Below are 19,268 nucleotides of genomic sequence, written 5' to 3' on the forward strand. Positions count from 1 at the left end.
CCTATAAGGGGGCCTTGCACGACACGCCCATCCCCGCTCCCCGTCTCCGGCTTCCGGCGTCTGGGGGGTTTTCTGCTGACCACAGCCTGGAACCGGATCGACCCATGCCCAAACGCACCGACATCAAATCCATCTGCATCATCGGCGCGGGTCCGATCGTCATCGGGCAGGCTTGCGAGTTCGACTATTCCGGCGTCCAGGCCTGCAAGGCCCTGCGCGAGGAAGGCTACCGGGTCATCCTCGTCAACAGCAACCCGGCCACCATCATGACCGACCCCGGTCTGGCCGACGCCACCTACATCGAGCCGATCACCCCGGCCGTCGTCGCCAAGATCCTGGAGAAGGAGCGTCCCGACGCCCTGCTGCCGACGATGGGCGGCCAGACCGCGCTGAACACGGCGATGGCGCTGTCCGACGACGGCACGCTGGAGCGGCTGGGCGTGGAGATGATCGGCGCCAAGCGCGACGTCATCGCCAAGGCCGAGGACCGCATCCTGTTCCGCGACGCCATGGACAAGCTCGGCCTGGAATCGCCCAAGTCGCGCATGGTCAAGACGCTGAACGAAGCGATGGACGCGCTGGAGCTGGTCGGGCTGCCGGCCATCATCCGTCCCAGCTTCACGCTGGCCGGCACCGGCGGCGGCATCGCCTACAACCGGGCGGAGTTCGAGGACATCGTGCGCGGCGGCCTGCGCGCCAGCCCGGTCGGCGAGGTGCTGATCGAGGAATCGGTGCTGGGCTGGAAGGAATACGAGATGGAGGTCGTGCGCGACGGCGCCGACAACTGCATCATCATCTGCGCCATCGAGAACATCGACCCGATGGGCGTCCACACCGGCGATTCGATCACCGTCGCCCCGGCGCTGACGCTGACCGACAAAGAATACCAGATCATGCGCAACGCCTCGATCGCGGTGCTGCGCGAGATCGGCGTCGACACCGGCGGCTCGAACGTGCAGTTCGCCGTCAACCCGGCCAACGGCCGCCTGATCGTCATCGAGATGAACCCGCGCGTCTCGCGCTCCTCCGCCCTGGCCTCCAAGGCGACCGGCTTCCCCATCGCCAAGATCGCGGCGAAGCTGGCGATCGGCTACCGGCTGGACGAGCTGACCAACGACATCACCGGCACCACGCCGGCCAGCTTCGAGCCGACGATCGACTACGTCGTCACCAAGATGCCGCGCTTCACCTTCGAGAAGTTCAAGGGCGCCGAGCCGCTGCTGACCACCTCGATGAAGTCGGTCGGCGAGGCGATGTCGATCGGCCGCACCTTCCAGGAATCGGTGCAGAAGGCGCTGCGCTCGATGGAGACCGGCCTGACCGGCTTCAACGAGCTGAAGATCGGCGACGGCAACCCCGACCGCTCGACCATCCGCGGCGCGCTGGCCAAGCCGACGCCCGACCGCCTGCTGGTCATCGCCCAGGCCTTCCGCCACGGCTTCACCGTCGCCGAGGTCCAGAGCGCATCCAAGTACGACCCCTGGTTCCTGGAGCAGATCAAGGCCATCGTCGACCGCGAGGCGGCGATCCGCGCCAACGGCCTGCCCTCGACCAAGGCCGGCTGGCTGGCGCTCAAGCAGATGGGCTTCTCCGACGCCCGTCTGGCCGAGCTGGCGCAGAGCACCGAGCTGGCGGTCGCGGCCGCGCGCCGCATGGCCGGCGTCACGCCCGTCTTCAAGCGCATCGACACCTGCGCCGCCGAGTTCGCGTCGGCCACGCCCTACATGTACTCGACCTACGAGACCGACGGCTCGGGCGAGGCGGAGTGCGAATCGGATCCGACCGACAAGCGCAAGGTCGTCATCCTGGGCGGCGGTCCCAACCGCATCGGCCAGGGCATCGAGTTCGACTATTGCTGCGTCCATGCCGTCTACGCCCTTCAGGAGGCCGGCATCGAGACCATCATGGTCAACTGCAACCCGGAGACGGTGTCGACCGACTACGACACCGCCGACCGTCTGTATTTCGAGCCGCTGACCGCCGAGGACGTGATCGAGCTGGTCCGCGTCGAGCAGCGCAAGGGCACGGTGCTGGGCTGCATCGTGCAGTTCGGCGGCCAGACCCCGCTGAAGCTGGCGCAGGCCCTTGAGACCGCCGGCATCCCGATCCTCGGCACCTCGCCGGACGCCATCGACCTCGCCGAGGACCGCGAGCGCTTCCAGCGCCTGCTGCAGGAGCTGAACCTCAAGCAGCCGGCCAACGGCCTCGCCCGCTCCCTGGAGGAGGCCGAGCTGGTCGCCGCGCGCATCGGCTTCCCGGTCGTCATCCGCCCGTCCTACGTGCTTGGCGGCCGGGCGATGGAGATCGTCCACGACGTCGCCGGGCTCCAGCGCTACATGGCGACCGCCGTGCAGGCGTCGGGCAAGAACCCGGTGCTGATCGACAGCTACCTCCAGGACGCCATCGAGGTGGACGTGGACGTGGTCTGCGACGGCACCGACGTCTACGTTGCCGGCGTGATGGAGCACATCGAGGAGGCCGGCATCCATTCGGGCGACAGCGCCTGCGCCCTGCCGCCCTATTCGCTGCCGGCCGAGACCATCGCCGAGATCAACCGCCAGTCGGACGCGCTGGCCCACGCCCTCAAGGTCGTCGGGCTGATGAACGTCCAGTTCGCGGTCAAGGACGGCATGGTCTACATCCTGGAGGTCAACCCGCGCGCCAGCCGCACGGTGCCCTTCGTCGCCAAGGCCACCGGCACCGCCATCGCCAAGATCGCCGCCCGCGTCATGGCCGGCGAGAAGCTGTCGGCCTTCAAGCTGAACGGCCCGACCCCGCCGCACACCGCCGTGAAGGAGGCCGTGTTCCCCTTCGCCCGCTTCCCCGGCGTCGACATCGTGCTGGGTCCGGAGATGAAGTCGACCGGCGAGGTCATGGGGCTGGACCACAATTTCGCCCTGGCCTTCGCCAAGGCGCAGCTCGGCGCCGGCGTCAACCTGCCGGTCAAGGGCACGGTGTTCGTGTCGGTCAAGGATCGCGACAAGCCCGCCCTGGCGGTGATCGCCAAGAAGCTGCACGAGATGGGTTTCCGCGTTCTCGCCACGCTCGGCACCGCGAAGGTCTTCGCCGATGCCGGCGTTCCGGCCGAGTCGATCAACAAGGTGGCCGAGGGCCAGCCGCACATCGTCGACGCGATGATCAACGGCGACGTCCATCTGGTGATCAACACGACCGAGGGCGCGCAGGCGCTGTCGGACAGCTTCAGCCTGCGGCGAACCGCGCTGACCTACAACGTTCCGTACTACACCACGGTGGCCGGCGCGCGCGCGGCGGTGGAAGCAATTGCCGCACTCCGGAACGGCAGCCTTGAAGTCGCCCCGTTGCAGTCGTACCTTAGCGGATCGTATTAAGGACGGACGACGGCGCGGCGGACCTCCTCCGCGCCGTCTTTGTCCTTGATGTCGCTTTGGACAGGTCGAACGACTGCAAGCGGTGATGGACCGAACAGATGGAAAAAGTTCCGATGACAGCGGCGGGCTTCAACCGCCTCCAGGAGGAATTGAAGCACCTTAAGATTTCCGAACGTCCGGCGGTCATCAAGGCCATTGCCGAGGCGCGCGAGCATGGGGACTTGTCGGAAAACGCCGAGTATCACGCCGCCCGCGAACGCCAGAGCTTCATCGAAGGCCGCGTTCTGGAGCTTGAGGACAAGATCAGCCGGGCCGAGGTCATCGACCCCGGCAAGCTGTCGGGCGACACCGTGAAGTTCGGCGCGACCGTGACCCTGGCCGACCAGGACACGGACGAGGAGACGACCTACCAGATCGTCGGCCAGGACGAGAGCGACATCAAGCAACGCCTGCTGTCGATCCAGGCGCCGCTGGCCCGCGCGCTGATCAACAAGTCGGTCGGCGACAGCGTGGAGGTCTCCACGCCCGGCGGCTCGAAGCTGTACGAGATCGTGACGGTCGAGTTCCGCTGAGGCGGCCGTTTTCGATCCGAACCAGACCGGAAACGCCCTTCCCTCTCGCGGGGGAAGGGCGTTTTCTTTTGGTCCCGCCATCCGCCCCGCGCTTGCAACGGGGTGGGCCGCCCGGCATGCTCGGCCCCCCTGTTCCGCACAAGAACCGAGCCCGCCATGACCGAGTTGACCCTGCTGATCGCGAACAAGGCCTATTCCTCCTGGTCGCTCCGCCCTTGGCTGGCGCTGAAGCAGGCGGGACTGCCGTTCCGCGAGATCCTTGTGCCGTTGCGCCAGCCCGACACGGCGGCGCGCATCCGCGCCCATTCGCCCTCCGGCAGGGTGCCCTGCCTGATGGACGGGGAGCGGGTCGTCTGGGATTCGCTGGCGATCTGCGAGTACATCGCGGAGCTGGCCCCGGCCGCCGGGCTGTGGCCGGACGACGCACACGCCCGCGCCGTCGCCCGTTCGGTGTCGGCGGAGATGCATTCCGGCTTTGCCTCCCTGCGCACCACCATGACGATGGACCTCAAGCGCGACCGCCCCGGCGAGGGGCTGACGCCCGAAACGGCTGCCGACATCGCCCGCATCCAGGCCCTGTGGGCCGATGCACGCACCCGCTTCGGGCAGGACGGGCCGTTCCTGTTCGGCCGCTTTTCCATCGCCGACGCGATGTTCGCCCCGGTGGTCGGGCGCTTCGCCACCTACGGCGTGGCGGTGGAGCCCGGAACGCGCGCCTATATGGGCGCGGTGCTGGACCTGCCGGCAATGCAGGAATGGAGCGCCGCCGCCAAGGAGGAACCCTGGGTGCTGGATCTCTGAAGCAGGATCAGGGCTTGGCGGCCGGCGGTTCGAGAGTGGGCGCGCGGGCGTCGGTCTCGTTCGCCGCGTTGCCGAGCAGCCCAGCCTCGCGGTAGTAGCGCTCCGCGCCGGGGTGCAGCGGAATGGACACGTTGACCGCCGCCTTGGCCGGGTCGAAACTGCGGCCCTTGGGATGCCCCTCCGCCAGGACGCGGCGGGTGTTCTCGTGCCACAGCGCCTTGACCACGCCGTGGATCAGCTCGGGATCGCGGTCGGCGCGGGTCAGCAGTTCGGCCCCCAGGCTCAGCGTCGGGGTGCGGGCGGTGCCGGGATAGGCCTCGGGCGGGATCTCGCTTTCCAGGTAGAAGCGCAGGGTGCGGCGCAGGCGCTCGGCCGGCTCGCCGTCGATGGGGACGAGGCGGATCGGCACGCGCGCCGCCACGTCGCTGACCGCCGCCACTGGAAAGCCGCCGACCATGAAGAAGCCGTCCAGTTCGCCCTTCGCCAGCCGGTCGGCCGCCGTGCCGGGCTTCAGGTAGGCCGGGGTGATGCTGGTCTCCGACAGACCGTAGGCGTCGAGGATCAGCCGCGCCTCCACCAGCGTGCCGGAGCCTTCCTCGCCCAGCGACACCGCCCGGCCCTTGAGATCGGCCATGCGGTCGATGAAGCCGTCGGAACGGACGACGATCTGGATCGCCTCGGCGTACAGCATCCCCAGCGAGCGCAGCCCCTCGAAGGCCGGCTTGCCGGTGAAGCTGCCTGTGCCGCTGTAGGCCCAATAGGCGACGTCGGCCTGGGCGAATCCGGCCTCGATCGCGCCCGAGCGCAGCAACTCGATGTTCTCGACCGAGCCGACGGTCGCCTGCGCCACCACGATCAGGCCGGGAATCCCGCAGCTGCCGCCCCGGTCGCAGGCGCGCGACCCCGGCGGGTTGGAGATGGCGTTGGCGATCAGCCCGCCGATGGGGAAATAGGTGCCCGAGGTCGTCCCGGTGCCGAGCCGGAAATAGCGCAGCTCCTGCGCCGCCACCGGGGCCTTCAGGACCGGCAGCAGACCCAGCGCCGCCGTCCCGGCAAGGACGGCGCGGCGCGAGGGTGCGACCGCCGGAAGGCCGGGGGCCGGGGAACGGGCTTTGTCTCCTGCGCGGGGCAACGGCTCATCCCGTTCTTGAACGAGGGAAAGGAAATCGTCCTTTCCAAGATCTCCGCAGAGCGGCGGCTTTTCAAGCCGTGAACGGTTAAATCACGCCGACGAGGTCGAGAACGCCGCCGACTGCTACCGCACCGCCACATATTTGCACGGCGCGGCCCGACTCGGCTTGCGCCACCGCCATCGACAGGCCGAGCCCGGCGCAGGACACCAGCAGCGACCCGGCGGCGAAGCCGCTCCAGAACAGGGGCGATCCCTGGTGCGGATGGCCGTGGAAGACCGCCGCGACGGCGGCCAGCAGCACCGCCAGCGCCACCGGCGCCTTGACCGCCAGCGCAACCAGCCCGCCCATGACGATCAGCGCCGCCGCCAGCCCCGGCCCGGCGTAGGGCAACCGAACCCCCATCTGCGCCGCGAGCCCTGCGGCCAGCGCTGCGGTGACGGCGGCCACCGGCACCTGCCAGACGGCGGTCCCACCGGTCTGCCCGGCCCATAGCCCGATGGCGAGGAAACCCAGCAGGTGCTGCAGCACCCACACCGGTTCGGTCAGCCCGGTCCCGAAGGCGCCCGTCACCGTCGTCATGCCCTGTCCCCCTTCGCTCTCGCTTCGGGGCGGGTATGGCGGGGCGGGGGCGAACGGTCAAGGTTTAGCGCGCCAGCGGGTCGCCCAGTTGACGCAAGTCGTTCTCGCGCCGCATCAGGTCGCGCTGGCCGAGAGGGTCGAGGCGGCCCATCGCGTCGTCGGTGCGCATGCGGTCGACCTCCGGGCGGATCAGGTCGCGCTTGAAGGCGTCGGTGGCGGCCTGGGTCGAGGGCACCGGCGGCAGGGGCACCGGGCGCGGCGGCTGGGGCAGCGCCGCCGGATCGGGTGGCGGTGAGGAACTGCCGCGACGGCGACGGGGCTGCGGATCGTCGTCGTTCGGGCGTGAAGGCGCCGCCTTGGGCGGGACGCCCTGCGTCTGGCTCCAGGTCCGGCGGCCGGTCTGGCCCGGCGCGTCGAGCGCGGCGCTGGGGGTGCCAGCGCTGGGGGTGAGGGTCTGCGTGCGCACCGGCGGAAAGGCCTGGGCGCGACCGGGCGCGTCGTCGCGGAACTCGGACGGCGCGCAGGCGGCCAGCGCCGTCAGGGCGGCGAGGGGGACGAGCCGGCGAAGGGGAAGCCACGGTGATGCGGTCATGATCGGAATATCGGCGCTCCCCGCCGTTCCGACAAGGCAACCCCAAAGGAGGAGCTCCTCTTGCGCACGGCCGCCATGGTCGGAAACCGGCGGGCTCAGAACAGGTGCTGCCCGCCGGTGATGAAGATCTCGGTCCCCGTCACGTAGCCCGAGTCGGGGCCGCACAGGTAGAAGACCACGGCCGCCACGTCCTCCGGCGTGCCCATGCGCTTGAGCGGGATGCGCGGGATCAGCACGTCGTATTCCGGCCCGGTCATCGCCGTCTCGATCTCGCCGGGGGCCACCGCGTTGACGCGAACGTTGATCTCGGCGAACTCCACCGCCATCTCGCGCGTCAACCCCGACAGCGCCGCCTTGGAGGTCGAATAGGCCGACCCGGCGAAGGGATGCACCGCGTGGCCGGCGATGGAGGTGACGTTGACGATCGCCCCCTTCGCCCGTGACAGCGGCGCTGCGAACCCACGCGCCAGCACCAGCGGCGCGAAGAAGTTCAGCTCGAACACCCGGTGCCAGCCCTCCAGCGAGCCGTTCAGGCAGCCGAGCCGCTCCTTGATCGGCGTCTTGGGCGAGATGCCGGCGTTGTTGACCAGCGCGTAGAGCGGCCCGCCGTCGAGCGCCCGGTTGGCCTCCTCGACGAAGGCGGCGCGGCTGGCCGGGTCCGACAGGTCGGTCGGGATGTGGTGGGTCCAGTTGGGATCGCGCCGGCAATGCGCCGGAACGTCCTCGCGCGAGCAGGAGATCACGCGCCAACCCTCCGCGCTGAAACGCGCGACGGTGGCGTGTCCGATACCCCGGCTGGCGCCGGTCAGGATGACGGTCTTACGGTGCGGCATAACGCCATGCTAGCGCGCTTCACGCGGTTGCGAAAGAGTCGCGAGCGATCCGGCGCGCAAACGGGATCGGCCGTTGAGAGCCTACCGGTTCTCAAAGCCGAAGCGGAAAATGGGCTTTTTCTTGCAAACGGCGGACTATCAACGCGAAAGGAGGCGGGCTTCCAAAACCTTGGGAGGCTCTCCACCCCGCGCGGAACCGCAAAATGCGATCTGCGCACGAAACGGAATGCCCTTGATACCGTAATGGATTTTCATGCACGCTACGAATGGATGCATTAATCCACAAACCATCCCGCTTTAGTAATTATCGCAAATACAGAGCAAACACCAAAAACGGGTGCACCATGACCTCAACGCCCAACAGTGACTTAACGGCCAACGGCTTCGACCCACTGCGCTACCTCGCCTCCAACACGGACCTCGCCGACGCCTTCGGCACCGACACGCAGGCGGCGGCCCGGCATTACACCGATCACGGCATCGCCGAGGGACGCAGCGGCACCGCCTTCAGCCCCTTCCAATACCTCGCGTCCAACTCGGACCTTACGGCCGCCTTCAGCACCGATGCCGCGGCGGCCGAACAGCACTGGATCCGGTACGGCCGCTTCGAGGGGCGCAGCCAGTCCGGCTTCGACGCCACCGGCTACCTGACCTCCAACCCGGACCTGCTCGCCGCGCTGGGCCCCGACCAGGAGGAGGCCGCCCGGCATTGGCTGAACTTCGGCCAGTCCGAGGGGCGGTGCACCAACCTTTTCGACGCTGCGGCGTATCTCGCCGCCAACCCCGACCTCGCGGCGGCCTTCGGCACCAACGCCAGCGCCGCCAGCCAGCACTACATCACATACGGCTACCGCGAGGGCCGTAAGTTCTCCATAGACAGCCGGGAGAGCTCCAAGGACGATTTCGCCGACAACACGGCGACGACCGGGCGGTTGACCATCGGCGGCACCGCCAGCGGGGTCACCGAGAAGGCCTTCGACAAGGACTGGTTCGCCGTGACCCTGGAGAAAGGGGCGACCTATCGCTTCTCCGTCGACACCTATGCCTCCATCCCCTGGCTCCGGCTTTACGACATGGAAGGCCAGCGGGTGCCCACGGGCTCCTATCAACCGTCCGTGCTGACCTTCGGCAGCACGCCGCAGGTCACCGTGGAAACGACCGGCGTCTATTATCTGGAATACGACTCCACCCCGAGCTCGGGGCCTGGCAAAGCCAACGGGCTCGGCCCCTACACCGTCCGGGCCGAGCGGGTGGCGACCAACCTCGACTTTTCCGACGACTACGGCAACAGCGCCGGCACGGCCGGCCGCACGACCATGAACTCGACGATCACCGGCTCCATCGAAAAGAAAGGAGACGAGGATTACATCGCCATATTGCTGCAGCAGGGCCGGAACTACACGTTCGACGTCACCCCCACCAGCTCCGACTTCTATTTCATGCTCCGCAGCTCATTCGACCAACTGGCGTGGCTGGGCTTGCCGGAGAAAAGCAACGGCCATCTCATCTACAATTACACCGCCGGCACGACCAGCACCTTCTATATGGATGTGACGAGCTACGATATCGGTTCCTACGCCATCCGGGCCACGGACAACGGCATGGTGGACGACATCGCCGGCAACGCCGGCACGACCGCAAATCTGGCGATCGGCGGCAGCGCCAAGGGGCACATCGATTACCGCCCCCTCAGCGGTGGGGATGAGGACAGCGACTGGTTCGCCGTGTCGTTGCAAGCCGGGAAGAGCTACGACTTCGATCTGCAAAGAGAAGGAGCCGGTGCCGGTCTCCTCCTCAAGGACGCGCAGGGCAAAACCGTTTCCGGCACGACCACCCTCGACTTTTTGAACTACACCACGGGCCAGGACAGCCTGCGCTACAGACCGACGCAGAGCGGCACCTACTACCTGACGGTGAACGCGCTGATGGGCGGCAGCGGGACGGATCTGGCCGGCTACACGGTCAGCGCCCGGCTGTCGCAAGGATCGGCGATGCTCGCAGCCGGCGGCTGGTAGCAGCCTGCCGCCCGGAGCGGCGTCGCCCGACCGGTCCCGGCGGTCGGCGGCGCCGCTTCGATGCCCGGTCGTGAAAGCGACGGCGTCGTTGACGCCGCCCCGGCTACGCCCAACCTTGGGCTCACGCCCTCACGACGGAGCTGCCCCGTGCGCCGCTTTCCCCTGCTCGCCCTGCTTCTGCTGACGGCTCTTCCACTGCGTGCGGAGGACGCGGCCCCCGCCTGCGTCGCGCCCGGCGCCTGGGCCGACAGCACCGGCAAGCGCCTGGAGCCGGCGCCGCTGCTGCGCCGGACCGCCGAGCAGCCGGTCGTCCTGCTGGGCGAGCAGCACGACAAGGCCGAGCACCACCGCTGGCAGCTCCAGACCCTAGCCAAGCTGCACGCGCTGAACCCCGATCTGGCGGTGGGGCTGGAGATGCTGCCGCGCCGGCTCCAGCCGGCGCTCGACCGCTGGGTGGCCGGGGAGTTGAGCGAGGCAACCTTCCTGGCAGAAAGCGAATGGCGCAGCGTCTGGGGCTTCGACCCGAACTTCTACCTGCCGATCCTGCATTTCGCCCGGATGCACCGGCTGCCCGTGGTCGCACTGAACGTCGAGCGCGGCCTGATCTCCCGCGTCGCGCGCGAGGGTTGGGCGTCGATCCCCGAGGCCGAGCGCGAGGGCGTCGGCATCCCGGCCCCGCCGCTCGCCGCCTACCGCGAGCGCCTGCTGGAGACCCTGGCCGCCCACAACCGCCCCGACTCAGCCCCCGAGACGGCCCAGCGTTTCATCGAGGCACAGACCGTCTGGGACCGCGCCATGGCCGAGCGCATCGCCGAGACCCACCGCACGACCGGCCGCGCCGTGGTCGCCATCCTGGGCGAGGGCCACGCCGACCACCGCAACGGCGTGCCGCACCAACTCGACGATCTGGGACTCCCCGGATCGGTGGTGCTGCTGCCTTGGGACGCCGACCGCCCTTGCGCCGAGTTGGACGGCCGCGTCGCCGACTCCGTGTTCGGACTCGGCCCCTCGCAGGAGCCAGCCGAAGCGGCGCGCCCACGCCTGGGCGTGCAGTTGGAACCGACGGCGGACGGGGTGCGGATCGGCTCGGTGCTGGAGAACAGCGTCGCCGCCGCCGCCGGGCTGAACGTCGGGGACCGTGTGGTGACCGCCGCCGGCAACCCGATCCGCCGCCCCGCCGACCTCACCGCCATCGTCCAGCGTCAGGCGCCGGGAACCTGGCTGCCGATCACCGTGCGCCGGGGCGAGGGAACCCAGGAGGTCGTGGCGAAATTCCCGGCGGAGTAACGGCACCGGAGTGAAGGGCGGTCAGAGCATCCGGTCCCAGCGGGCCAACGCGTCCGGCGTCGGGTTGACGGCGGGGGCGCCGTCGTCGCGGCCCAGCCGGTCGCGGTGCTCGCGCAAGGCCCAATGGACGGTCGGGAAGGCCAGCTCGCCCCATGGGATGTCCTCCCAGGCGAACAGGGCGACCTCCTCGCTTTCCGGACCGGCGGACACGTCGTCGGACAGCAGCCGGGCGCGGAAGATCAACTGCACTTGGCTGATGCGGGGGATGTCGTAGAGCGCCAGCAGCGGGCCGACGGCGATGCGCGCCCGCGCCTCCTCCCACGCCTCGCGGGCGGCGCCCTCGGCGGTGCTCTCGCGCTCCTCCATGAAGCCGGCGGGCAGGGTCCAGAAGCCCTTGCGCGGCTCGATGGCGCGGCGGCACAGCAGGATGCGCCCGTCCTCCCAGGTGACGACCGAGCCGACCACGATCAGTGGGTTCTGGTAGGCGATGTAGCCGCAATCGGGACACGTCAGCCGCTCCCGGTCCTCGCCGGGCGGAATGGCGCGGACGCGTGGCCCGCCGCAAGGGGTGGAGGCGCAGGGTTTGGAATCGTCGGACATGCGCACCGATATGGCGCGGGGGCCTCCGCTGGGCAAGCGGGGAAGACGCCGCAGTTCCCAAGGCTCCGCCTCCGTTCGCGCCCCGTTCCAATTCGCGATTCGTTCCTGTAGGCTGGGCCGGTTCCAAACGCCTTGGTTCCTGTCCGGAGAGGTTTCATGCAGGTCGCGGTGGACGCGGTGTCCCTGGCGCTGGGGCTGCTGGCCGGGCTGTGCCTGGGGGGCGGACTGACCTGGGCGATCCTGGGCGCGGCGGCGGGCCGCAGCGCGGCGGCGGCCTCCGCCCTGCACGCCGAACTGGCCACACGGTTGGACCTCGCCGAACGGGTCGAGGACGACCTGCGCGAGGAGATCGAGGCCCGCGACCACCAGATCGCCCGCCTCCAGAACGAGGTCGCCGACGCCCGCGAGCGCCACGCCCATCTGGCGACCAAGCTGGAGGCCGAGCGCACCGCCTCCACCGAGAAGCTGGCGCTGCTGGAACGCGCGCAGGCGGCGCTGTCCGACAGCTTCAAGGCGCTGTCGGCCGACGCGCTGAGCCACAACAACCGCAGCTTCCTGGATCTGGCGCGCGAGACGCTGTCCGGCTTCCAGGAACAGGCGAAGGGCGACCTCGACAAGCGCCAGACCGCCATCGCCGCCATCGTCGACCCGGTGCGCCAGTCGCTGGAGACCATGGACCGCCAGATCCGCGACATGGAGAACACCCGCGCCGGCGCCTACGAGGGGCTGCGCCAGCAGGTGTTGTCGCTGGTGGAGAGCCAGACGCAACTGCGCTCGGAAACCGGCAATCTCGTGCGGGCGCTCCGCAGCCCGGCGACGCGCGGGCGCTGGGGGGAAATCCAACTGCGCCGGGTCTGCGAGATGGCCGGCATGCTCGACCATTGCGACTTCCTGGAGCAGGCGACGGTGGACACCGGCAATGGCCGGCTGCGTCCCGATCTGGTCGTCACCCTGCCCGGCGGCAAGACCATCGTGGTCGACGCCAAGACCCCGCTGGAGGGCTATCTCGACGCGGTGCAGGCGGCCGACGATGCCGGGCGCCGCGACGGCATGGCCCGCCACGCCCGCCACGTCCGCGAGCACATGAAGCAGCTCGGCGCCAAGGGCTATTGGGACCAGTTCGACGACAGCCCGGAATTCGTGGTGCTGTTCCTGCCCGGCGAGAACTTCTTCTCCGCCGCGCTGGAACAGGACCCGGCGCTGATCGAGGCCGGCATCGACCACCGCGTCATTTTGTCCACCCCGACCACCCTGATCGCCCTGTTGCGCGCCGTCGCCTATGGCTGGCGGCAGGAGCGGCTGGCCGACAACGCCCGCGAGATCAGCGCGCTGGGGGGCGAGCTGTACAAGCGGCTGTCGGACCTGGGCAACCACATGGAACGGCTGGGATCGCAGCTCGACAAGGCGGTGGGCTGCTACAACGGGGCGGTCGGCACGCTGGAATCCCGCGTGCTGGTGACCGCCCGGCGCTTCCGCGACCTGCACGCCGCGCCCGAGGGGACCGAACTGCCGCTGCTGGAGCCGCTCGACCACAGCCCGCGCCGGCTCCAGGCGGCGGAGCTGCGGGTGGTGCCGCCGGGCTGAGCTCCCCCTTGGAAGTCGCTGGGGAAGCGCCCTGCCGCTGTGCTAGGGTCCGCGCCGTTTCCCAACCCTGCCACGAGGACCGCCATGACGGAATCGACCGTCCGCTGCGAGCGTTGCGAGAAGCCCTACCCCGCCGACGAGCCGGGCTGCCCGAACTGCCGCGCGATCCGCCGCTCCAACGCCGTGATCGGAACGGCGATGATCATGCTGGTGGTTCTGGTCGTGGTCGGCTGGATCGGCGCCGGGATCATGATGTGACGCGACCGGCAACTCCGGAGCACACCCCCGTCGGGTAAGCATCAACACCAAGTTGACTTTGTTGCGTGCGGTCCGCCGGACCGGCATGTCTTTCCTGTAATCCTTTGCCACAGCTTTTTCTCTTGCCGGCCCCCGCGCGCTCTGAGAGTTGAGAGGCGTGCCGTTTTCTCGCCGGGGTCCGTCCACATGCTCAACAACCTGAAGATCGCCGCGCTGACCCACCTGTTCGGGATGCTGGTCACGCTGGGCTTCCTCGCCGCCGTCGCCGTTGGCGGGCTCGCCATCCACGAGCTGAAGGTCGGCGGGCCGATCTACCACCGCATCGTGCTGGGCAAGGACCTGATCGCCGACATCCTGCCCCCGCCGGAATACGTGATCGAAGCCTATCTGGAAACGACGCTGGCGCTGAACGACCCGGCCTCGGTCGAACAGCGACGGCAGCGGCTGGCCCAACTGCGCAAGGACTACGACGAGCGGCACGAGTATTGGGTCAGGGAGAGCTTCGAGGACCGGCTGCGCAACAAGCTGATCGTCACCTCCCACGCCCCGGTGATGCGGTTCTGGAACGAGGTCGAGGGCAAGTTCCTGCCGGCGCTGGCCAAGCGCGACGACGCGGCGGCCCGCGCCTCCTACGCGCTGATCGCCAAGGCCTACGCCGAGCACCGCGCGGTGGTGGACGAGATCGTCGCCGAGACCAACCGCTACAACGAGGCGACCGAGGCCGACGCCGCCGACCGCGAGGACCGCTTCCTGACGTCGGTGTGGACGGTGTCGGCGGTGGTGCTGGCGGTCATCGTGCTGGGCGTGCTGGGCATCCTGCGCCGGGTGGTGCGGCCGGTGACGGCGCTGACCGGGACCATGGAGACCTTGGCGCGGGGCGACCTGAGCGTCGCCATCCCCGACGACGGGCGCCGCGACGAGATCGGCGCCATGGCCCGCGCGCTCCGCGTGTTCAAGGACAACGCCCAGGAAGCCGAACGCCTGCGCCGCCAGCAGGACGAGGACCGCACCCGCGCCGAGCGGGAAAAGGAAAACGCCCTCCAGCGCATGGCCGAAACCGTGGAGCGCGAGGCGGGCAGCGCCGTCGACGCCATCGCCAGCCAGACCGGCCGGATGGCCGACAACGCCACCGGCATGGCCTCGTCGGCCCGCGCGGTCAGCGGCAACAGCCAGACCGTGGCCGAGGCCGCCGCCCAGGCGCTGTCGAACGCCCAGACGGTCGCCGCCGCGTCCGAGGAGCTGAGCGCCTCGATCCGCGAGATCGCCAGCCAGATCACCACCGCCACCACGATGACCGGCGAGGCCGTCAGCGCCACCGACCGCGCCGAGGAGACCATCAAGCGCCTCGCCGAGGCCGTGACCCGCATCGGCGAGGTGACGACCCTGATCAACGACGTGGCCGGGCAGACCAACCTGCTGGCGCTGAACGCGACCATCGAAGCCGCCCGCGCCGGCGAGGCGGGCAAGGGCTTCGCCGTCGTAGCGTCGGAGGTGAAGGCGTTGGCCGGCCAGACCGCGCGGGCGACCGACGAGATCGAATCGCAGATCGCCGCCATCCAGTCGACGACGGCCGAGGCGGTGAAGGCGGTGCGCGTCATCGCCGACCGCGTCCGCAACGTGGAGAGCGTGTCCACCACCATCGCCGCCGCCATCGAGGAGCAGGAGGCGGCGACCGGCGAGATCGCCCGAAACGTCGCCCAGACCTCCAGCGCCGCGCAGGAGGTCGCCGCCCGCATCGCCGACGTGTCCTCGGAGGCCAGCGCCACCGGCGAGCGCGCCAGCGCGGTCAACGACCTGTCCGGTCAGGTGGCGAGCAGCGTCGACAAGCTGCGCCACGCGCTGGTCCAGGTGATCCGCACCGCGACGCCGGAGGTCAACCGCCGCCACTCCGCCCGCTACGCGCTGAACCGCCCCGGTCGGCTGTCCGTCGCCGGGCGCGACGCCGCCGTCACGGTGGAGAACGCCTCGGAAGGCGGGGCGCAGATCGGCGGACTGCCGGCCGAGCTGTTGGCCGGGCTGGCGCCCGGCGGCGGCGTGCGCCTCGCGCTGCCCGGCCTGGACGGCGGGGTGGCCGCGACGATCCGTTCGCTCGACAGCCGGACGGTGCATCTGACCTTCACCATCCCGGCCGCCGAGCAGCCACGCTTCGCCGAGCAGTTCCGCCGCCTGGTCGCTGGACTCGTCCCGATGGAACGGGCGGCCTGAGCCACGCCAGCGACCCGGATCGCACCGGATGACAGGGATTTCATGACAAATTGCGGCGATCTTGCCCCACAATGACCGCCGTTCTGCCGCTTTCGCGGGTGAGGACACCTGCGAAAGCCCGAGTCATCATGAGCGACACCACCGCTTGCCCCTATTGCGGTTCCGACTATGGGCATGGTCCCGACGATTGCCCGCTGTGCCGTTCGGCCCGCCGCAAGGACCTGCTGGTCCGTTGCGTCATCGGGCTGATGTTCCTGATCCCGATCCTGACCCTGTTCGCGACCGTGCTGCTCGACAACGGGGTCGGGACGAAGATCTTCTCGCTGGATTGAGGCACGCCGGGGACTGAGGCGGTGTGCCGCGCCGCCTCGACGTCATCCCCCGGCGCGCAGGCGTTCGTTCAGGAAATTGGTCACCCGCTCGATGGCGTCCTTACGCGCGTCCTCGTTGGTGCCGAAATGCGCCGCCCCGCCGGGGGCCGTCGCCAGATCCTGGCGCTTGCGCACCGGCACGTCGGGCGCGTCGAAGCCGTGATAGGCGTTGGGGTAGACGACCAGTTCCGTCCGCTCCTTCACCGCGTCGCGTTTGACCAGATCGACGCAGCTGTCCGGCGGGTTCCAGTCGTCCTTCTCGCCGACCAGCATCAGCAGCGGCCCGTCGGGCTGCCAGTCCTCGTCGCTCAACGGAGTCTTGCAGCCGGGGTAGAAGGCGATGGCGGCGCGGAAGCCACCGCTCTCGCCGCCCGCCGGACCGTCCTCGCCGGCGCCGTAGGCGGCCAGCACCGTGCCGGCGCCCTGCGACCAGCCCATCAGCGCGATGCGCCCGTGATCCACCTCCGGCCGGTTGCGCAGATAGGCCAGCGCCGCCCAGGCGTCGCGCTTGCGCTCGACCGAGGCGCGGACCGGGCGCTCCTTGGCGGTGCAGAGGTCGGAGACCCCGCGCGGGCCGAAGCTGTCGACCATCAGCACCTCGTAGCCCTGCTGCTGAAGCGTCGTCGCCCACCAGACATGGCGCGGGGCCACGCGCCCGGTCTTGGCGTAGAGCCCGCCGCAGCCGTGCAGCAGCACCACCGAAGGGTGCGGTCCGGTCCCGGCCGGGCGCAGCAGGCGTCCGGTCAGCCGGGTCGGTGTCCCGCCGGTCAGGTCGCCGTCCAGCGAGGGAAAGCGGACGATCTCCTCGGCGTGCACGCCCGACGCGGCGTGGGCGGCTCCGGGCGTCGCATACGCGGCCAGCGCCCACGCCGCCATCCCCAACACCGCCACACGACGCAGGGTAGAAGCCATCATCCTCGAAGGTCCCCGGCACCCGGCGCCGGCCCCGACGGCGGCGCTCGCAACTGCGATAGTGTAGCACCCCTGCGGCGGAAAACTACCTCTCCGAGCCGTGGAGCCCGAGCGGAGGGCTGGGTGAATTTTGCGCCCCGCGCTATGGTCGCGTCCACGTTCCGCAGACGCCGGGCACACACCGCACCATGACCGACACCCCTCCCCCCTTCGGCGCCTTCTGCCTGTACTGGCTGCGCCTGGGCCTCACCAGCTTCGGCGGTCCGGCCGGGCAGATCGCCATGATGCAGAGCGAGCTGGTGGAGCGCCGCCGCTGGATCGACCAGACCCGTTTCCTGCACGCCCTGAACTTCTGTCTGCTGCTGCCGGGGCCGGAGGCGCAGCAACTGGCCACCTATGTCGGCTGGCGCCTGCACGGGATGCGCGGCGGGGTGGTTGCCGGCGGGCTGTTCGTGCTGCCCGGCGCGCTGATCCTGCTGGGTCTGTCCTGGCTGGCGGCGGCGCATGGCGACATCGGGCTGGTCGGCGCGGTCTTCGACGGCATCAAGCCGGCGGTGGTCGCCATCGTGCTCGCCGCCGTCTGGCGGATGGGCCGGCGCACGCTGAAGGGGCCGGCCGCCGTGGCGCTGGCGGCGGCGGCCTTCCTCGGCCTGTCCGTGCTCGGCCTGCCCTTTCCGCTGGTGATCGGCGCGGCGGCGGCGGTCGGCGGGGCCGCCGCGTGGCGCGGGAAGGACTGGTTCACCCATCCGCACGCCCCCGCCGGCATGGCCGCCCTCCCAACGGACCGAGAGCCCAAGCCGATGCGTCTGCCGGTGCTGGCGCTGCTGTTCGTCCTGCTGTGGGCTGTCCCGGTCGGTGCCGTGCTGCTGGTGTTCGGGTCCGACCCCTGGCTGGGGATCGCGGCGCTGTTCACCAAGGCGGCCTTTGTGACCTTCGGCGGCGCCTACGCCGTGCTGCCCTACATCGCGCAGCAGGCGGTGGAGGTCCGGGGCTGGCTGTCGCCCCACGCGATGGTGGACGGTCTGGCGCTGGCCGAGACCACGCCGGGGCCGCTGATCCTGGTGACGCAGTATGTCGGCTTCTTCGCCGGCTGGAACCATCCGGGCGCGCTGTCCCCGCTGTGGGCCGGGGTGCTGGGCGCGGCGCTGACGACCCACGTCACCTTCCTGCCCTGCTTCCTGTTCATCTTCGCCGGGGCGCCCTATGTGGAGCGGCTGATCCACAACCGCATGGCGGCGGGCACGCTGGCGGCCATCGCGGCGGCGGTGGTCGGCGTCATCCTGAACCTGGGCGTCTATCTGGGGCTGGCCGTGCTGCTGCCGGGCGGGCAGGCCGATGCCGGAGCCTGGGCGATCATGCTGGCGGCGCTCTACGCGCTGGTCCGCCGGGGGATCGCGATCCACTGGGTGGTGCTGGCGGGTGCGGCGGCGGGTCTGATCCAGACTCTCGCCGCCGCCACGCTTTAGAAAACGCTTTGGATGGGGGCCGGTCCGCTCAACGCCGGGTGGCGCGGGCGGGGGCCTCCTCCTCGACGAAATCCTCGTCCTCGTCGTCCTCGGTCCCCTCGGGGATGTCGGGCGAATCGACGTCGATGGGAACGCCGGGCGCATGCTTGGACGTGCGGATCGACAGCGCCGACTTGACATGGGCGACGTTGGGCGCCGAGGTCAGTTTCTGCGTCAGGAAGCGCTGGTAATCGTCCCAGTCCTCCGCGACGATCTTCAGCACGAAATCATACTCGCCGGCCAGCATGTTGCACTCGCGCACCAACGGCCAGCTGTTGACGAGCTCCTCGAATTTCTTTAGGTCCGCTTCGGCTTGGCTGCTCAGGCCCACCTGGGCGAACACGGTGACGCCGAACCCGAGCGCGTCGGGGTTGACGTCCGCGTGGTAGCCGCGAATGAATCCCGCCTCTTCCAGCGCGCGAACGCGGCGAAGGCAGGGCGGAGCGGAGATGCCGGCACGCCGGGCAAGCTCCACGTTGGTCATCCGACCGTCGTTCTGCAGATCGCGCAGAATACGCCGGTCAATTCGGTCGAGTTTGACCCGCCGCATGGTTTACTCGGTCGCTCCGGGGGTGATTTGGAGAAAGGATATTACACGGTGATGGTGTCTACGCCAAGACCGAAACCCCCGCAAGGGCGCGCGACCCTGATGCCGCGCTTTGGCCTTCTCC

The 19,268-nt window shown here is 69.7% G+C and carries 17 protein-coding genes; 10 read left to right on the top strand and 7 right to left on the bottom strand.

The features are described 5' to 3' along the window. Positions 1 to 104: 104 nt before the first annotated feature. The 3 genes from carB to EJ913_RS02065 all read left to right on the top strand — a co-directional run bounded on the left by carB (position 105) and on the right by EJ913_RS02065 (position 4,723). Positions 105 to 3,350: a carbamoyl-phosphate synthase large subunit gene (gene carB, locus EJ913_RS02055; protein WP_126994304.1), complete on the top strand. Its 3,246-nt coding sequence runs from the start codon at positions 105 to 107 to the stop codon at positions 3,348 to 3,350. A 98-nt stretch (positions 3,351 to 3,448) separates the two neighbouring features. Continuing rightward, entirely contained in the window at positions 3,449 to 3,922 is a 474-nt protein-coding gene (greA, locus tag EJ913_RS02060; protein ID WP_126994305.1) for a transcription elongation factor GreA, read from the top strand. A gap of 156 nt (positions 3,923 to 4,078) precedes the next feature. Further along, entirely contained in the window at positions 4,079 to 4,723 is a 645-nt protein-coding gene (locus tag EJ913_RS02065; RefSeq protein WP_126994306.1) for a glutathione S-transferase family protein, read from the top strand. Between the two features lie 7 nt (positions 4,724 to 4,730). On the opposite strand, the gene EJ913_RS02070 is transcribed toward EJ913_RS02065, so the two are convergent. The 4 genes from EJ913_RS02070 to EJ913_RS02085 form a co-directional block, all read right to left on the bottom strand. Further along, on the bottom strand, positions 4,731 to 5,855 hold the full coding sequence (locus tag EJ913_RS02070) for a TAXI family TRAP transporter solute-binding subunit (protein WP_126994307.1): 1,125 nt from the start codon (positions 5,853 to 5,855) through the stop codon (positions 4,731 to 4,733). Positions 5,856 to 5,940: 85 nt separating this feature from the next. Continuing rightward, positions 5,941 to 6,435, bottom strand: a complete 495-nt coding sequence (locus EJ913_RS02075; RefSeq protein WP_126994308.1) for a HupE/UreJ family protein — start codon at positions 6,433 to 6,435, stop codon at positions 5,941 to 5,943. Positions 6,436 to 6,499: 64 nt separating this feature from the next. Then, complete coding sequence (locus EJ913_RS02080; protein WP_126994309.1) at positions 6,500 to 7,027, bottom strand: hypothetical protein; 528 nt, start codon at positions 7,025 to 7,027, stop codon at positions 6,500 to 6,502. Between the two features lie 95 nt (positions 7,028 to 7,122). Further along, positions 7,123 to 7,860 (bottom strand): SDR family NAD(P)-dependent oxidoreductase, encoded by a 738-nt coding sequence (locus EJ913_RS02085; RefSeq protein ID WP_126994310.1) that lies wholly within the window; start codon positions 7,858 to 7,860, stop codon positions 7,123 to 7,125. 344 nt (positions 7,861 to 8,204) lie between these two features. Here EJ913_RS02085 and EJ913_RS02090 point away from each other — a divergent pair, with 344 nt between their 5' ends. Together EJ913_RS02090 and EJ913_RS02095 are read left to right on the top strand one after the other, a co-directional pair. Further along, the gene (locus EJ913_RS02090) at positions 8,205 to 9,875 is read left to right on the top strand and encodes a PPC domain-containing protein (protein WP_126994311.1); all 1,671 of its coding nucleotides are present in this window, start codon (positions 8,205 to 8,207) and stop codon (positions 9,873 to 9,875) included. A 147-nt stretch (positions 9,876 to 10,022) separates the two neighbouring features. Next, the gene (locus tag EJ913_RS02095) at positions 10,023 to 11,162 is read left to right on the top strand and encodes a ChaN family lipoprotein (protein WP_244939209.1); all 1,140 of its coding nucleotides are present in this window, start codon (positions 10,023 to 10,025) and stop codon (positions 11,160 to 11,162) included. A gap of 21 nt (positions 11,163 to 11,183) precedes the next feature. On the opposite strand, the gene EJ913_RS02100 is transcribed toward EJ913_RS02095, so the two are convergent. Continuing rightward, positions 11,184 to 11,762 carry an NUDIX hydrolase gene (locus EJ913_RS02100; RefSeq protein WP_126994313.1) on the bottom strand — a complete coding sequence of 193 codons (579 nt, stop codon included), beginning with the start codon at positions 11,760 to 11,762 and terminating at the stop codon, positions 11,184 to 11,186. A gap of 156 nt (positions 11,763 to 11,918) precedes the next feature. Between EJ913_RS02100 and EJ913_RS02105 the strand changes: the two genes are divergently transcribed. From EJ913_RS02105 to EJ913_RS02115, 4 genes are all read left to right on the top strand, one after another. Beyond that, complete coding sequence (locus EJ913_RS02105) at positions 11,919 to 13,346, top strand: DNA recombination protein RmuC (protein WP_126994314.1); 1,428 nt, start codon at positions 11,919 to 11,921, stop codon at positions 13,344 to 13,346. Positions 13,347 to 13,430: 84 nt separating this feature from the next. After that, the gene (locus tag EJ913_RS31475) at positions 13,431 to 13,604 is read left to right on the top strand and encodes a hypothetical protein (RefSeq protein WP_185909654.1); all 174 of its coding nucleotides are present in this window, start codon (positions 13,431 to 13,433) and stop codon (positions 13,602 to 13,604) included. Positions 13,605 to 13,790: 186 nt separating this feature from the next. Next, a complete protein-coding gene (locus tag EJ913_RS02110) occupies positions 13,791 to 15,809 on the top strand; it encodes a methyl-accepting chemotaxis protein (protein ID WP_126994315.1) in 2,019 nt (672 codons plus the stop codon). A 128-nt stretch (positions 15,810 to 15,937) separates the two neighbouring features. Further along, entirely contained in the window at positions 15,938 to 16,141 is a 204-nt protein-coding gene (locus EJ913_RS02115) for a hypothetical protein (RefSeq protein WP_126994316.1), read from the top strand. Positions 16,142 to 16,183: 42 nt separating this feature from the next. Here the strand turns inward: EJ913_RS02115 and EJ913_RS02120 are convergent, their stop codons facing one another. Next, the gene (locus EJ913_RS02120; protein ID WP_126994317.1) at positions 16,184 to 17,095 is read right to left on the bottom strand and encodes a dienelactone hydrolase family protein; all 912 of its coding nucleotides are present in this window, start codon (positions 17,093 to 17,095) and stop codon (positions 16,184 to 16,186) included. A gap of 185 nt (positions 17,096 to 17,280) precedes the next feature. Between EJ913_RS02120 and chrA the strand changes: the two genes are divergently transcribed. Further along, on the top strand, positions 17,281 to 18,558 hold the full coding sequence (gene chrA, locus EJ913_RS02125; RefSeq protein ID WP_126994318.1) for a chromate efflux transporter: 1,278 nt from the start codon (positions 17,281 to 17,283) through the stop codon (positions 18,556 to 18,558). A 28-nt stretch (positions 18,559 to 18,586) separates the two neighbouring features. Here the strand turns inward: chrA and EJ913_RS02130 are convergent, their stop codons facing one another. After that, complete coding sequence (locus EJ913_RS02130; RefSeq protein ID WP_126994319.1) at positions 18,587 to 19,147, bottom strand: Lrp/AsnC family transcriptional regulator; 561 nt, start codon at positions 19,145 to 19,147, stop codon at positions 18,587 to 18,589. Positions 19,148 to 19,268 lie beyond the last annotated feature (121 nt).

The organism is Azospirillum doebereinerae (assembly GCF_003989665.1).
GTDB lineage: Bacteria > Pseudomonadota > Alphaproteobacteria > Azospirillales > Azospirillaceae > Azospirillum > Azospirillum doebereinerae.